Annotated in this window: 12 protein-coding genes and 1 tRNA gene; 7 read left to right on the top strand and 6 right to left on the bottom strand. The window is 68.7% G+C overall.

Annotation, left to right across the window (positions count from 1 at the left end; translation table 11 throughout):
• Positions 1-21: 21 nt before the first annotated feature.
• Entirely contained in the window at positions 22-696 is a 675-nt protein-coding gene (locus LRP66_RS03020; RefSeq protein ID WP_230481191.1) for a uracil-DNA glycosylase, read from the bottom strand.
• A 22-nt stretch (positions 697-718) separates the two neighbouring features.
• On the opposite strand from LRP66_RS03020, the gene folK reads away from it, so the two are divergent.
• From folK to LRP66_RS03040, 4 genes are all read left to right on the top strand, one after another.
• Positions 719-1,195 (top strand): 2-amino-4-hydroxy-6-hydroxymethyldihydropteridine diphosphokinase, encoded by a 477-nt coding sequence (folK, locus tag LRP66_RS03025; protein ID WP_230481034.1) that lies wholly within the window; start codon positions 719-721, stop codon positions 1,193-1,195.
• A gap of 20 nt (positions 1,196-1,215) precedes the next feature.
• Positions 1,216-1,291 (top strand) — tRNA-Lys (locus tag LRP66_RS03030).
• A 108-nt stretch (positions 1,292-1,399) separates the two neighbouring features.
• Entirely contained in the window at positions 1,400-3,916 is a 2,517-nt protein-coding gene (locus tag LRP66_RS03035; RefSeq protein WP_329959233.1) for a DegT/DnrJ/EryC1/StrS family aminotransferase, read from the top strand.
• Positions 3,913-4,977: a glycosyltransferase family 2 protein gene (locus LRP66_RS03040; protein WP_230481035.1), complete on the top strand. Its 1,065-nt coding sequence runs from the start codon at positions 3,913-3,915 to the stop codon at positions 4,975-4,977. Before LRP66_RS03035 ends, LRP66_RS03040 begins: the two co-directional genes overlap by 4 nt.
• Positions 4,978-5,047: 70 nt before the next feature.
• On the opposite strand, the gene LRP66_RS18250 is transcribed toward LRP66_RS03040, so the two are convergent.
• Positions 5,048-5,173, bottom strand: a complete 126-nt coding sequence (locus LRP66_RS18250; RefSeq protein WP_268992429.1) for a hypothetical protein — start codon at positions 5,171-5,173, stop codon at positions 5,048-5,050.
• A 260-nt stretch (positions 5,174-5,433) separates the two neighbouring features.
• On the opposite strand from LRP66_RS18250, the gene LRP66_RS03045 reads away from it, so the two are divergent.
• Positions 5,434-6,108 carry a phosphatase PAP2 family protein gene (locus LRP66_RS03045; RefSeq protein ID WP_230481036.1) on the top strand — a complete coding sequence of 225 codons (675 nt, stop codon included), beginning with the start codon at positions 5,434-5,436 and terminating at the stop codon, positions 6,106-6,108.
• A 3-nt stretch (positions 6,109-6,111) separates the two neighbouring features.
• Here LRP66_RS03045 and LRP66_RS03050 read toward each other — a convergent pair whose 3' ends face one another.
• Complete coding sequence (locus LRP66_RS03050) at positions 6,112-6,951, bottom strand: HpcH/HpaI aldolase/citrate lyase family protein (protein WP_230481037.1); 840 nt, start codon at positions 6,949-6,951, stop codon at positions 6,112-6,114.
• Positions 6,952-6,956: 5 nt separating this feature from the next.
• Complete coding sequence (galE, locus tag LRP66_RS03055) at positions 6,957-7,961, bottom strand: UDP-glucose 4-epimerase GalE (RefSeq protein WP_230481038.1); 1,005 nt, start codon at positions 7,959-7,961, stop codon at positions 6,957-6,959.
• A 79-nt stretch (positions 7,962-8,040) separates the two neighbouring features.
• Between galE and msrA the strand changes: the two genes are divergently transcribed.
• Positions 8,041-8,580 carry a peptide-methionine (S)-S-oxide reductase MsrA gene (msrA, locus tag LRP66_RS03060; protein ID WP_230481039.1) on the top strand — a complete coding sequence of 180 codons (540 nt, stop codon included), beginning with the start codon at positions 8,041-8,043 and terminating at the stop codon, positions 8,578-8,580.
• A gap of 47 nt (positions 8,581-8,627) precedes the next feature.
• Here the strand turns inward: msrA and LRP66_RS03065 are convergent, their stop codons facing one another.
• Entirely contained in the window at positions 8,628-9,563 is a 936-nt protein-coding gene (locus tag LRP66_RS03065; RefSeq protein ID WP_230481193.1) for an L-threonylcarbamoyladenylate synthase, read from the bottom strand.
• A 99-nt stretch (positions 9,564-9,662) separates the two neighbouring features.
• Here LRP66_RS03065 and LRP66_RS03070 point away from each other — a divergent pair, with 99 nt between their 5' ends.
• Complete coding sequence (locus LRP66_RS03070; protein WP_230481040.1) at positions 9,663-10,481, top strand: arylamine N-acetyltransferase family protein; 819 nt, start codon at positions 9,663-9,665, stop codon at positions 10,479-10,481.
• A 239-nt stretch (positions 10,482-10,720) separates the two neighbouring features.
• Here the strand turns inward: LRP66_RS03070 and LRP66_RS03075 are convergent, their stop codons facing one another.
• Entirely contained in the window at positions 10,721-13,471 is a 2,751-nt protein-coding gene (locus LRP66_RS03075; protein ID WP_230481041.1) for a TonB-dependent receptor, read from the bottom strand.
• Positions 13,472-13,515 lie beyond the last annotated feature (44 nt).

Genomic DNA, 13,515 nt, shown 5'->3' on the forward strand with positions numbered 1-13,515 from the left:
GCCGGGGCGACGATCCGGCGGCTACCCCCGCAATTTCACCGCGCGGGCGAAGACGGCCTCGAACATCTCGGGCGTCAGGCGGCCGGTATTCTGGTTGTAGCGCGAGCAGTGATAGCTATCGAGCACCACCGGGCCGCCGCCGGGCAGCCGGTGTTCCGCCAGATGGGCGAAGCGCGCCTTGGGCAGGCGTCCGCCGAGCGCCTTGATGACCGAGCGATGCGCGATCTCGCCCAGCGCGACGACGACCGACAGGCGGGGCAGCGCCGCCAGTTCGGCTTCGAGGAAGGACCGGCAGGTGCGGATCTCGTCCGGCATGGGCTTGTTCTCGGGCGGCAGGCATTTGACCGCGTTCAGGATCACCGCGCCCTTCAGCGTCAGTCCGTCATCGATCCTGGCCGCGAATTCCCCCTCGGCCAGCCCGAATTTGGCGAGCGTGCCATAGAGGAGCGGACCCGCACCGTCGCCGGTAAAGGGGCGGCCGGTGCGGTGCGCGCCATGCTTGCCGGGGGCGAGGCCGACGACCGCCAGCCACGCCTCGCCATCGCCGAAGGGGGGAACGGGGGCGTTCCACCAGCCGGGATATTCGGCGGCGACCGCCTGGCGGATCTCGACCAGGCGGGGACAGAGCGGGCAGTCGCGCGGCGGCTGGATCGGGGCCAACGGGGCGGGGATCACGGGAAAGGATGCGTCGGGCATCGCGCTCGGGTAGTCGGGTGACATGACGACGACAAGCTATGCCATCGCGCTGGGTTCCAACCGTCCGGGACGGCATGGCGGGCCGCGTGACGAGATTCGCGCGGCGCTGGCGGCCTTGCCGGGGGTCTATGCGGTGTCGCCGATCCTCATCACCGCGCCGGTCGGTCCGTCGATCCGGGCCTTCGCCAATGCCGCCGCGCTGATCGAAAGCCCGCTCGCCCCACCCGCTATGCTCGCGCGGCTGAAGGCGGTGGAGCGCGCGTTCGGGCGGCGGCGCGGGCAGCGCTGGGGCGCGCGGGTGATCGATCTGGACATCATCCTCTGGTCGGGAGGCAAGTGGCGCTCGCGCGGACTGACCGTGCCGCATACCGCCTATGCGAGCCGCGCCTTCGTGCTGCATCCCCTGGCGGCGATCGCGGGGGACTGGCGCGATCCGTGGGACGGTCGGCGCATTCGCCATCTTCGACATGGTGTTGACCGCAGGCGTCCGCGCCCCTAGGTCGCTTCCACCCCGATGGAGGGTCCGTAGCTCAGTTGGTAGAGCAAGCGACTTTTAATCGAGAGGTCCCGGGTTCGAGTCCCGGCGGACCCACCATCGGGTTTTCGGGACCAGCTGCGGCGACACGCGGCGTCCTGATCCGGCACCGCCGATCCTCGTATACGCTTGTGCTAACCGCTTCTTAAAGGCGATTATGGGACAGCGATGGCCGTGCCCCAGGACAAGCGCCCCATGGAATTTCCGCTCATTGCCCCCAATCCGCCTCGGCTGTCCGAGCAGATCGACGGGCTGATCCGGATCGAGGCTTCCGGACAGTTCAGCAATGGCGGGCCCGAGGTGCGCGCGCTGGAGGCGGAGATGGTCGCGCGGCTGTTCGGCGGACGGGGGGCGGCGCTGGCGGTCGGCAACGCGACGCTGGGGCTGATGATCGCGATCCGCCAGGCGGCGGGGATGACGCCCGCACCCGGCGCGCTGGCGATGATGCCGACGATGACCTTCGCGGCCACGGGGCAGGCGGCGATATGGGCGGGGCTGACGCCGCTGGTCATCGACGTCGATCCCGACGACTGGACCGCCGACGCGGCCGGGGAGGAGCGGATGCTGGCGCGCTATGGTGACCGCATCCGGGTGATCGTGCCCTATGCGACCTTCGGCACCGCCATCGACCTCGATCGCTATGCCTGGCTGGCGCGGCGCCATGGGGTGGGGATCGTGATCGATGCCGCCGCGTCGTTGGGCACCCTGGATGCGGATGGTCGCGGCTTCGGCACGGGCGCGCCCTTCACCCTGGTCTATTCGATGCACGCGACCAAGACCTTCTCGGTCGGCGAGGGCGGACTGATCTACAGCGGCGACGTCGAGCGGATCGACCGGTTGCGCGCGATGGTGAATTTCGGCTTCGAGAGCGGGCGCAGCGCGACGCTGCCGGGCATCAACGCCAAGATGCCCGAAGTGCTGGCGCTGATGGCACGGTGCAAGCTGGCGGAGATCGATCGGGTCTGCGATGCGCGCGCCGCGCTCGACCACGAATATCGCGCGGCCTTGCCCGGCTGGTCGTTCCAGCGGGAGACGGCGCGGCGACAGGCGACCCAGTTCATGCCGGTGCTGCTCCCGCCCGCGCTGGGGCCCCGTCGCGACGCGGTGATCGCGATGCTGGCCGACCATGGCGTCGGGGCGGGGCATTATTTCAGCCCGCATCTGGGCGAGCAGCCCTGGTTTCGCGAGGCGGCGCTGATCGAACCGACGCCTGTGGCCGACCAGATCTCCGCGCGCATGATCAGCCTGCCGATCACCGACGCGATGGAGCCGGGCGCGGCGAACATCGTCGCCCACCGGCTGCGGATCGTCGTGGCGCGGGTGTCCGAAGGATGCGCCGCCACGACGGATGCCGACACGGCGGGGCCGGTCAATTGTCTCGTCATCGGCGGCGGCCCGGCCGGCACCGCCATATTGACCGCGGCGAGCAAGAACGGATCGCTCGAGGAACTCGCGCGGGGCGGACTGACGCTGGTCGAGCGATCGGCGCGCATCGGTTCGGGCGCGCTGGGCGACTATGCGATCCGGTCGGATACGACGGCGGAGACGTTCCTGTCGGCGGTGAAGGACAATCCCCATCCCGAACTGGCCGCGCTGGAGACGCATCCTGCGGGTCGGGTGATGGCTGGCTATTGCGGTGCGCTGGGAGCGCCGCTTCGCGATACCGCGCCGTTGCTGGACGCGACCGCGTCCGCCTTGCGCGACATCGTGACGGAGCGGGGCGGCCGGATATGGACCGGTGTCGAGGCGGTGCGCGCCGAACGTACCCGGGACGGGCTATGGCGCACGACGCTGATGGAGGGCGGAGAGGAGCGACAGGTCACCGCGCGCAGCGTCGTCGTCGCCACCGGCGGGGTTCAGACCGAGGCTCAGGTCGCCGCGACCGTCGTGGCGGGCCTGCCCCTGGGTGAAATGGCGGGGGCGCGGCTGATGCGGTCCGACGCGCTGCTCCGTCATGGCGGGACGGGCGAAGCGGTCGCGCGGCTGGCGCAGGTGCGCGCACCGCGGATCGTGATCGTCGGCGCCTCGACCAGCGCGCTCGCCTCGGCGGTGCAATTGCTCAAATGCCATGACCTGCCGCTCGGCGCGGGTGCGGTCACGCTGGTCGTGCGCAATCCGCCCAAGCCCTTCTTCCCGACGGTGGCGGCGGCACAGGCGGAAGGGTTCACCGATTTCACGGCCGACGACATTTGTCCGGTGAGCGGCTTCGTGCTGCGGCTGGCGGGGCTTCGGCTCGAGTCGCGCGAGCTCGTACTGCGGATACTGGGGCTGGGCGGGCGGGTCCCCGATCCGCGCCTGACGATCCACCGGATCGCGGGCGATGACGACCATCGGGCCCGCGCGCTGATCGGGGAGGCCGATCTGGTGGTCGGTGCGCTGGGCTATCGACCGCGCGCGCTGCCGCTGTTCGATGAAGCGGGCGCACCGATCGCGCTGGCGCATATGGCCGGGCGGCCAATGGTCGATCGCCATTGCCGAATTCTCGACGCGGGCGACCGACCGGTGCCGGGGGCCTATGGCATCGGGCTGTCCGCCGGGTTCGTGCCCTGGGGCGCCCTGGGCGGCGAAAAGAGCTTTCGCGGCCAGGCCAACGGCCTGTGGCTGTGGCAGAACCATGTCGGCCAGATGATCGTCGACCAGTTGCTCGATCGGAACGACGTCGACCGGAGCCATGAAGCGGCATGAGCCATCCGGTCGTCAGCATCGTCATCCCGGCCTATAACGGCGCCGCGCTGATCGGCGAGACGCTGGCGAGCCTCGGTGCGCAGACGCTGACCGACTGGGAGGCGCTGGTCGTCGACGACTGTTCGTCCGACGACACGCGCGCGCTGGTGCGAGGCTGGCCCGATCGCCGGGTTCGCCTGATCGAGAATGCGGTCAATGGCGGACCGGTGACGACCCGCAATCGCGGCTTCGCCGAGGCGCGCGGACGCTATCTGGCGGGGCTGGACCAGGACGATCTGTGCCGCCCCGAACGGCTGGCGCGGCAGGTCGCCTATCTGGAGGCGAACCCCGATGTCGTGCTGGCGGGGGCGCAGACCGAGCAGCTGGTCGAGGGGCGGGTGCTGCCGATGGACTATGCGGCGCATACCACGCCCGACCTTATCCGCTGGTTGAGCTGGATCGAGAACCCGCTCGCCTGGTCGACGGTGATGGTGCGCGGCGACGTTGCGCGGCGGCTGGAACCCTTCACCCGGCCCGAGATCCTCTATGCCGAGGATTTCGACCTGTATCACCGTATCGTCGCGTTCGGCCGGATCGCGCGGCTGGACGAACCATTGCTGATCTATCGCCAGCATGCGGGTGGGGCGTCGAAGCGGTTCATCGCGCAGATGCGGGCGAGCGCGACCCGCGTCCTGGCGGACGCGCATACCGCGCTGCTGGGCGACGCGGCCGGGGATATCGCCGGCCTGCTGGTCCGGCATAATATGGGCGGACTGCCGGTGCCGGACGGCGCGACGCTGCGGCGGCTGGGTCGGGCGATCGCGGTGTTGCAAGGGGCCTATCTGCGCCAGGTCGCACCCGATCAGGAGAGCGTGACGCTCATCCGGTGGGAAACCGCGCGACGATGGCGGCAATTGGCGCGGACGGCGCTGCGCTCGGGGCGGGTCACGCTCGCCGATGTGCTGGCATCGCGGCCGCCGCATCTCGGGCTCGGCTATGCCGGGGTCGACGATCTGCTCCGCTGGCGCGCGATCGGACTGGTGCGCCGGTTCAGACCGGGAATACCGGTCGACCAAACCTGATCTTCGAAATGCCGGGCCGGTCGGTCAGGAAGACAGCCGGTCCGTCGTGGTGCGGACCGGCGTCGATCGTTCAGAACAGGTGGTGGACCAGCTTGGACGCACCCATCGCCATACCGCCCACGGCGACCCAGCTTGCCGTCGCGCCGAAAGCGAGGATGAGCAGGCGGTCGAACGGCGAAATGACATTTTGTTCCATGGTCGTGCAGTCCTCTCCAGCCGGTCTGTGTGCCGGTATGACGCATCTTTGCGACAATTATAGTTAATGCGCAAACCCGTTTTTCGAATGAGCATGATCGATTATGTTCGCCAAGCCGATACCGGGGTTGCGAAACGCCTGTCCGGGGAACGGTGGGAGGGGGGCGGTTGCCCAATTCATCCCGCTTTGCCAGAAGCTTGGCGCGACCGGGGTCCGTTCGGGATCGTTGGTCGGCGAGTAACCGAACCGGGTGACGATATTTGACCGAACGACTGCCTGAACGCCTCTCCGCCATGCCGCTGGCCCTGCGGGGGGCGGCGGCCGGGGCCGCGGCGCTGGCGATTCTGATGCTCGCGGGCCTGCTGGTCGATCGCTGGCCCTTCGCATGGGACCGGGCGATTCTCACGGGGCTGCGCGCGCATTTCGCGTCGCGCGCCCTCATGCACGCGGCGGTCGACATCACCGCGCTGGGCAGCGTGCCGGTGCTGGTGATGATGGTCGGGGCGGCGGCCCTGCTGCTCGCGGCGCGCGGCTGGTGGCTGGTGGCGGGGGTCACGGTCGCATCGGGGATCAGCGGCGGTGCGGTCGTGACCCTGGTCAAGAACGGTGTGTCGCGCGCGCGGCCGGATCTCGTGCCGCACTGGGTCGACGTGTCCAATGCCAGCTTCCCCAGCGGCCATGCGGCGGGCAGCGCGATGGTCTATCTCACCCTGGCCGCGCTCGCGACCCAGTTGACCCGCCACCGCCGCGTCCGCCACGCGATCGTCGCGCTGGCGGTGCTGCTGGTCGGAGCCATCGGGGTCAGCCGGGTCTATCTGGGCGTCCACTGGCCATCCGACGTGGCGGCGGGATGGTGTTTCGGGACCCTCTGGGCGCTCGGCTGGTGGTGGGCCACGGCGGCGATGCGCGCGTCCTGGCCGAGCATGCGCGAATAGGCGTTACTGCCCCGCGCGGGCCAGCAGTGCCTGTGCCGCCTTCAGATGTGGGGCATCGACCATCCGGCCATCGCGCTGCAACGCGCCCGCGCCGGGATTGGCGGCGAACAGATCGACGATCGCCTGCGCCCGCGCCAGTTCCTCGGGCGAGGGGGTGAAGGCGGCGTTGATGACCGGCACCTGCGACGGATGGATCGCCATCATGCCGGTAAAGCCATCGCGTCGCCCACGCGCGGCATAGGCGGCAAGCCCGTCGAGATCACGGAAATCGGGATAGACCGTCTCGATCGCGGCGACCCCGGCGGCGTGCGCCCCGAACAGGGTCAGCGAGCGGGCGAGCTGATAGGGTGCGGTATAGCCGCCATCCGTCTCGCGCGCGCTGGTCGCGCCGATCGCGGCGGGCAGGTCCTCGGCGCCCCAGGTCAGCCCGGCGAGCGGCACGCTCGACCCCGCATATTCGTGGAGGCGAAACAGCGCGGTCGGGGTTTCGGTGGCGATCGGCAGGATCGGCACATGCGCCACTCCGCGCGCCGCCAGCGCATGGAGGCTGACCAGCCCTTCCGCCTTGGGCAGGACGATGCCGTCGGGGCGGACGGGCAGCACCGCCGCCAGGTCGTCCGCCGCCAGCGGCCCGTCGACCGGGTTGATCCGCACGAACAGCGCGACGGCGCCATCGCGCGGCTGCGCCAGGAAGCGGGCGACATCGTCGCGCGCGCGCGGCTTGGCGTCGGGCGCGACGGCATCCTCGAGGTCGAGGATCAGCGCGTCGGCGCCGAGGGTCATCGCCTTGGCCATCCTGTCGGGCCGGTCGCCCGGCACGAACAGGAGCGAGCGCAGCCGCACCGGGCTTAGCGCCCCATCTCGGCCAGCTTGCGTTCCCAGGCAAGCGCGTCGCGGACGATGCCGTCGAGATCGTCACGCTCGGGGCGCCAGGGCAGGGCGGCCAGGATCGCGCTGTTGTCCGCGACCAGCTCGGCGGGGTCGCCCGCGCGGCGACCTTCCATCCGGCGCTCGATCGTGTGGTTGGTTACCCGGTCGACCGCATCCAGCACTTCGAGCACCGAGAAGCCGCGACCATAGCCGCAATTGAGCGTGTGGCTCTCGCCCGGCTGGGCGATCAGCAGTTCGAGCGCGGCGACATGCGCGTCGGCGAGGTCGGAGACGTGGATATAGTCGCGCACGCCGGTGCCGTCGCGGGTCGCGAAGTCGGTGCCATAGACACCGACCGCCTCGCGCTTGCCGATCGCCGCCTCGACCGCGATCTTGATCAGGTGGGTCGCGCCGACCGTCGACTGGCCCGAGCGCCCCTTGGGGTCCGCGCCCGCGACGTTGAAGTAACGCAGCGCGCAATAGTTGATCGCGTGCGCGGCGGCGACGTCCTTCAGCATGATCTCGGTCATCAGCTTGGACATGCCGTAAGGGTTGATCGGCGCCTTGGGATCGCCTTCGGCGACCGGCACCTTCTCGGGCGTGCCATAGGTGGCGGCGGTCGAGGAGAAGATGAAGTGCGGCACGCCCTCGGCCACCGCGCTTTCGATCAGCGCGCGGCTGGCGGCGGTGTTGTTGCGATAATATTTGAGCGGATCGCTGACCGACTCGGGGACGACGACCGAACCGGCGAAGTGCATGATCGCGCGGACGCGGTGGTCGCGGATCGCGGCGCGGACCTTGTCGTCATCGGCGACATTGGCGACGACCAGCGTCGCGCGCGGATCGACCGCCCAGTCGAAGCCGGTGACGAGATTGTCTAGCACGACGACCTCATAGCCTGCGTCCAGCAGCGCGAGCACCGCATGGCTGCCGATATAGCCCGCTCCACCCGTCACCATCACCTTGCCGTCGATCGCCGCCATCATCTTTGTCCCGAACCCATGGATTGCCGTGGCCTAGCGCCTTCCTATCTAAGCATACAAGACGACGAGGAGATTTCGTGTGACTGAATATGTGACACTGGCAGGCGGTTGCTTTTGGTGCACCGAGGCGGTGTTCAAGGACGTGATCGGCGTCGAATCGATCGAAAGCGGCTATATCGGCGGTAACGTTCCCAACCCGACCTACAAGCAGGTATGCGGCGGTGACACCGGCCATGCCGAGGCGATCCGGATCGGTTTCGATCCCGAACAGCTCGCGCTCGACGATCTGCTCGACATTTATTTCGCGACGCATGACCCGACGCAGCTCAACCGTCAGGGCAACGACGTCGGGACCCAGTATCGCTCGGCGATGTTCCCGGCGGACGAACGCCAGGAGGCCGCGATGAGGGCCGCCGCCGATCGGGCGCAGGCCGGGTCGGACAAGCCGATCGTCACGACGATCGAGCCGATGGCGGAGTGGTATCCGGCGGAGGATTATCATCAGGATTATTGGGAGACCTCCGGCCGGTCGAACCCCTATTGCATGGCGGTGATCCCGCCCAAACTGCAGAAGCTGCGCAAGAGCTTCGCCGCAAGGTCGAAGGCGGTGACGGCGTAATCCCGGGCGTCGGGCGCGGCCCGGGGGCCACGCGACGAGCCGACCCGCTACCGGGTCGCCGCGCGTCGCAGCCGGTCGTTGATCGCTTCGCCGATTCCCTCGTTCGGGATCGGCGCCACCGCGAGGCGGGGGCGGTCGCCCGCATCGGCGCGGTGGAGCGCGTCGAACAGCCGCGCCGCCGCCTCGACCGTGTCGCCGCTGGCGGACAGCGTATCCTGCCCCGCGACCGCGCCGAAGCCGATCAGCCATTCGTCCTGGGCCGCGATCTCCGCGTTCAGTCTCAGGGGTTTGCGCGGTGCGTAATGGCTGGCGAGTTGGCCGGGTGCGGTGACGATCGCGGGGGCCTCGGGCCCCGACTCCATATCGCCAAGTACCGTCGCGAGCATCGCCGCGGTGACGGGGCCGGGACGCAGGATGGTCCGCCCGGCGACGATGCTGGACTCCAGCCCCGCCTCGGTCGCGCCGTCGTCGATGATCGGTACGGACGGGCCGAGGCTCGCGCGCACATGCGCGGCGCGGGTCGGGCTGATCCCGCCACTGGCATTGGCCGAGGGCGCGGCGAGCGGTCGTCCGCAAGTCGCCAGTAGCGTCTGCATCGCACGGTGGCGCGGTACGCGGATCGCCACCGTGTCGAGCCCCGCCGTGACCAGCGAGGCGATCCCCGATTCCGCCCGCACCGGCAGGACGAGCGTCAGTGGACCGGGCCAGAACGCCTCGGCCAGCGCCAGCGCGTCGGTGTCGAAGACGGCCAGCGCGCGTGCGGCCGTCAGGTCGGGGACATGGACGATCAGCGGGTTGAAGGACGGCCGCCCCTTCGCGGCGTAGATGCGCGCGACAGCGTCGGCGTCGGTGGCATCGGCGGCCAGGCCATAGACCGTCTCGGTCGGAACCGCGACGATCCCGCCCGAAAGGATCACGTCGGCGGCCGCGCGGATCGCGGCGGGGGAGAAGGCCAGGGTCGGATCGGGGTCGGGGAAGCGCATGGTCACGCCGCGCTATATCCCGTCGCGCGCGGTGCGATAAGGGGGTGGGGTACGCGACCCCCTTCGACAATCGGCATCGGGCACCCTATCTGCGGGACCATGTTCGATCTTGACCTCTATCTTTCCCGTATCGCCCTGCCATCGCGCGTGACCGTCGATGCCGAGGGGCTGGGCCGACTGCAATGGGCGCACCGGCTGGCCATTCCGTTCGAGAATCTCGACGTGCGGCTCGGCCGTCCGATCGCGATCGACAGCGACGGCGTCTTCGCCAAGCTGGTGACCGCCAAGCGTGGGGGCTATTGCTTCGAGCAGAACCGGCTGTTCCTCGACGCGCTGGCGGCGCATGGTTTCGTCGCGCGGCCGCTGCTGGCGCGCGTCTGGCTGCGCGCCGGCGACGTGCCGCCGACCACGCATACGCTCAGCCTTGTCCATCTGGACGGACAGGACTGGATCGCCGATGCCGGGTTCGGGGGCAGCTATTCGCCGCCCATGCCGCTGGTCGACGGGGCGGAGGCGACGGCGCCCGACGGCGCGGGCTTCCGGCTGGTCCGCGATGTCCAGCATGGCTGGATGCTGCTGCGCAACGGCCATCCGGGGCTTACCGATGGTCGCTCGGCGGGCGAGGGGTGGGAGCCGCAGTATAGCTTCACCACCGATCATGTCTGGGACGCCGACCTGGCGATGGGCAATCACTGGACCTCGACCGCCGGGGACAGCCGGTTCCGCCAGGCCAATATCGTCAGCATCATCCTGCCGCACGGCTTCGCCTCGCTGACCGACCGTCATTACCGGCGCCGTGTCGGGCAGGACGAAACCAGCGCGACGTTGAGCGATCCGCGCGTCTACCGGATGCGGATGAGCCTGATGTTCGGGATCGACCTGACCGCCGACGAGACCGCCAGCCTGCTGGCCGAATAGGCGGTCCGGCGCGTCACCCGTCGCGCCGGTGACGGGGGGTGGTCCGGGTTTGCCACTGGGGTTTCTGTCCCCGGTCAGCCTCTGCGTTCCGATCTGCGGGCCGTCGACCCGGTCGAGGTAGCATCGGGGTCCATGACCGGGCCCTCATGGACCCGGGGGCCGGTCGCCTTGTCGGCCCTCGGCTATCGTCCCTTTTGGTCGGACGGGGCGGGCCACCCTGATGGCCCGCCCATCCTGTCTCAGAAGCGGAAGCGGACGCCCGCCGACAACAGGCTCGCCTCCCACCGGACGTCGCGCGGATAGCGCGGGTCCTTCACATAGCTGTGATAGGGCGTGCGCAGCAAATTGGTCGCATCGACGGTCAGCGTGACATTGTCGTTCAGATTATAGCTGGCCGACAGGTCGAGCCGCCCGACCGCCCCCGAATAGACGGTGGTGTAGACGCCCGGCGCGCCGAAGCCGTCCACGTTCGCGCTGCGATAGTTATAGGCCAGCCGCACGCTGGTCGGCCCCAGCTCGTACAGGCCGATGACGTTGAAGCTGTATTTGGACACGCCGGGCAGGGTGTTGGTGCCACCGGTGAAGTTGGCGGCGGAGGGCAGCACCTGCTCCCCCTCGATATAGGTGAAGTTGGCCTGCGCCCCCAGCCCGCGAAGCGCGCCCGGCAGGAAGTCGAAGAAGGTGGTGCCCGCCACCTCGATCCCCTTGATCGTGCCCGATCCGGCGTTGGACGGGCGATAGACCAGGATGTCGCCGAACGGCGCGACATTGACGATCTGCGGCAGCGAATTGATGAAGCCGTTGATCTTGCGATAGAAGCCGGCGACCGACACCGACCCGGTGCGCGAGAAATAATATTCGAGCGAGGCGTCGTAATTGTCCGACCGGATCGGCTGCAGGTTCGGATTGCCGCCATTGCCGGTGTAGGAGATGTTGCCCCCGACCGTACCCTGCGAGACGGTCAGCGTCGGGTTGATCTGGTTGAACCCCGGCCGCGACAGCGCCTGGGTCCGCGACAGGCGCAGTTTCAACCGGTCGGTGAAGTGCAACTGCGCGCTGATATTGGGCAGGATGTCGGCATATTGCGTCGAGGAGTTGATCGGCACCAGCACCGTGCCGCCCGCCGCCGTCGGAAGCTGATTGGTGCCGTTCAGCCGGTTGCGCGTCAGGATCACGCGCGCGCCGATCACGCCGTCGACCGGGATGCCGATATCGAAGGCGTAATTGACCTGCGCATAGGTGGTGTAGACCTGCTCGCGCGCCTGGAAGGCGTTGAGCGGGTTGAGATTGGGCTGCTCGGGCGCCCAGGCGGCCTGGGTTCCGGCATCGGCGCCCGCACGGACCAGCGCGTCGCGGACATAGTCGCGCACATCGTTCAGCCGGTCGTTGAACAGGAAGGAATTGGGCGCGTACCAGGATCGGAACTGCTGCACGTCGTCGCCGTGGAAGCCGGGTTCGATGACGCCGCCCTGCGCCACGGTCGGCACCCGGCTGATCGGGTCCTTCAGGCTGACCAGCGAGGCATAGCGGTCGCCATAGACCGAGCTGGCGTTGCGATCGCCATAGCGAAGCCCGAACAGGAATTTGGGGAATAGCGACGAGCCGGTGTCGATCGCGACATTGCCCTGCCACTGCCACTGGCTGCCGGTCGCGCGGTTCCGGTTCTCGATCAATCCGCGCATATAGAAGCTGTCGGGGTTGTTGAAGTCGACGCCGCTCGGCGTGAAGTTGACGCTGCCCTGGTCGTTGAGCTTGACCGACAGCGACAGCGGCGTCGCGACCTGGGTCTGGAACTGGCCCCAATTGTTGTCGACGATCGACTTCGTATAGGCCAGGTCGGTGGTGAAGACGGCGTTGCCCGTCTCCCATTTGGCGCCGACCGCGCCCTGATAGGTGTCGGTGCGGCTGGTCCCGAACTCCTTGGACGGCCCGTTGACCAGGCCGAGATCGACGTCGAAGGATTGCAGCGTCGTGCCGTCCTGGGTCAGCACCGCGTTGCGGATCGTCGGCGGATTGCCGCCATTGGGGTTGGACTGGATCGGCACGCCGAAAAAGTCGTTGGCGTTCTTGTTGCGATAGCCCTGATACAGGCCGTCGGCATAGATCATCAGATTGTCGGCGGGCTTCCACTGGAGCGAGCCGTTGACCGAGGGACGCTGGCGAGTGCCGCGACCGTAGAACAGGCCGATATCCTGCGGGAAGGTGAAGTTGCGGCCGACCGAGGCGGGCAGCACCGCCTGCGCGGCGGGGACATTGTCCTGGAAACCCTGATAGCGGACCGAGTTGAGATAGCGGGTCTGGGTGAAGGACACGTTGACCAGCGCGCCGATCTCTCCGATCCCGGTCTGCCACCGGTCGGTGACCAGCAGGCTGCCGATCGGGTCCACTTTCCGGGATTCCGAGTTGTAGACGGCGCGCGCCGCGCCAGCGATCTGGAAGCCCTTGAAGTCGAACGGGCGGCGCAGGCCGACATCGATCAGCCCGGCGATGCCGCCTTCGAGATTGTCGGCGGTCGTCGCCTTATAGACCTCGACCCGCGACAGCGCCTGGGCGGGGAAGTCGGCGATCGACACCGAGCGGCCGTCGGCGGTGAAGATTTCCCGACCCTGGACCGTGGTCTGGACATTGGGCAGGCCGCGGATCAGCACGCCGCCCGCTTCGTCGAGATAGCGGGTGACCTGTACGCCGGTGACGCGCGCGATCGCCTCCGCCGCGTTGTTGTCGGGGAATTTGCCGATATCCTCGGCGACCAGCGCGTCGACGATCGCATCCGAATTGCGCTTGATGTTCTGCGCGCTGCTCAGGCTCTGGCGGATGCCGGTGACGACGATGTCGGCGCTGCCCGGTGCCGTCTGGCCGACGGGCTGATCCCGATCCTGCGCGGGTTCGGCTTGGGGCGGCTGGCTCTGGGCGGTCGCGGGGGCGGCCAGTGCCAGGGTGGCGAGGATGGATGCCGAGGCCAAAAGGCCACCGATCGATGCGTGCTTCATAAACCCCTCCTTCTATTTTTTGATGGAAACGTTTCCGGTCGTGT

It is taken from the genome of Sphingomonas sp. Leaf21 (assembly GCF_916858675.1).
Lineage (GTDB): Bacteria > Pseudomonadota > Alphaproteobacteria > Sphingomonadales > Sphingomonadaceae > Sphingomonas.

Excerpts from the sequence above, each read along its gene's own strand:
- LRP66_RS03040 (WP_230481035.1), top strand. The coding sequence starts at position 3,913 with ATGAGCCATCCGGTCGTCAGCATCGTCATCCCGGCCTATAACGGCGCC.
- LRP66_RS03070 (WP_230481040.1), top strand. The coding sequence starts at position 9,663 with ATGTTCGATCTTGACCTCTATCTTTCCCGTATCGCCCTGCCATCGCGC.
- LRP66_RS03020 (WP_230481191.1), bottom strand. The coding sequence starts at position 696 with ATGCCCGACGCATCCTTTCCCGTGATCCCCGCCCCGTTGGCCCCGATC.
- galE (WP_230481038.1), bottom strand. The coding sequence starts at position 7,961 with ATGGCGGCGATCGACGGCAAGGTGATGGTGACGGGTGGAGCGGGCTAT.
- LRP66_RS18250 (WP_268992429.1), bottom strand. The coding sequence starts at position 5,173 with ATGGAACAAAATGTCATTTCGCCGTTCGACCGCCTGCTCATCCTCGCT.
- folK (WP_230481034.1), top strand. The coding sequence starts at position 719 with ATGACGACGACAAGCTATGCCATCGCGCTGGGTTCCAACCGTCCGGGA.
- LRP66_RS03035 (WP_329959233.1), top strand. The coding sequence starts at position 1,400 with ATGGCCGTGCCCCAGGACAAGCGCCCCATGGAATTTCCGCTCATTGCC.
- LRP66_RS03065 (WP_230481193.1), bottom strand. The coding sequence starts at position 9,563 with ATGCGCTTCCCCGACCCCGATCCGACCCTGGCCTTCTCCCCCGCCGCG.
- LRP66_RS03075 (WP_230481041.1), bottom strand. The coding sequence starts at position 13,471 with ATGAAGCACGCATCGATCGGTGGCCTTTTGGCCTCGGCATCCATCCTC.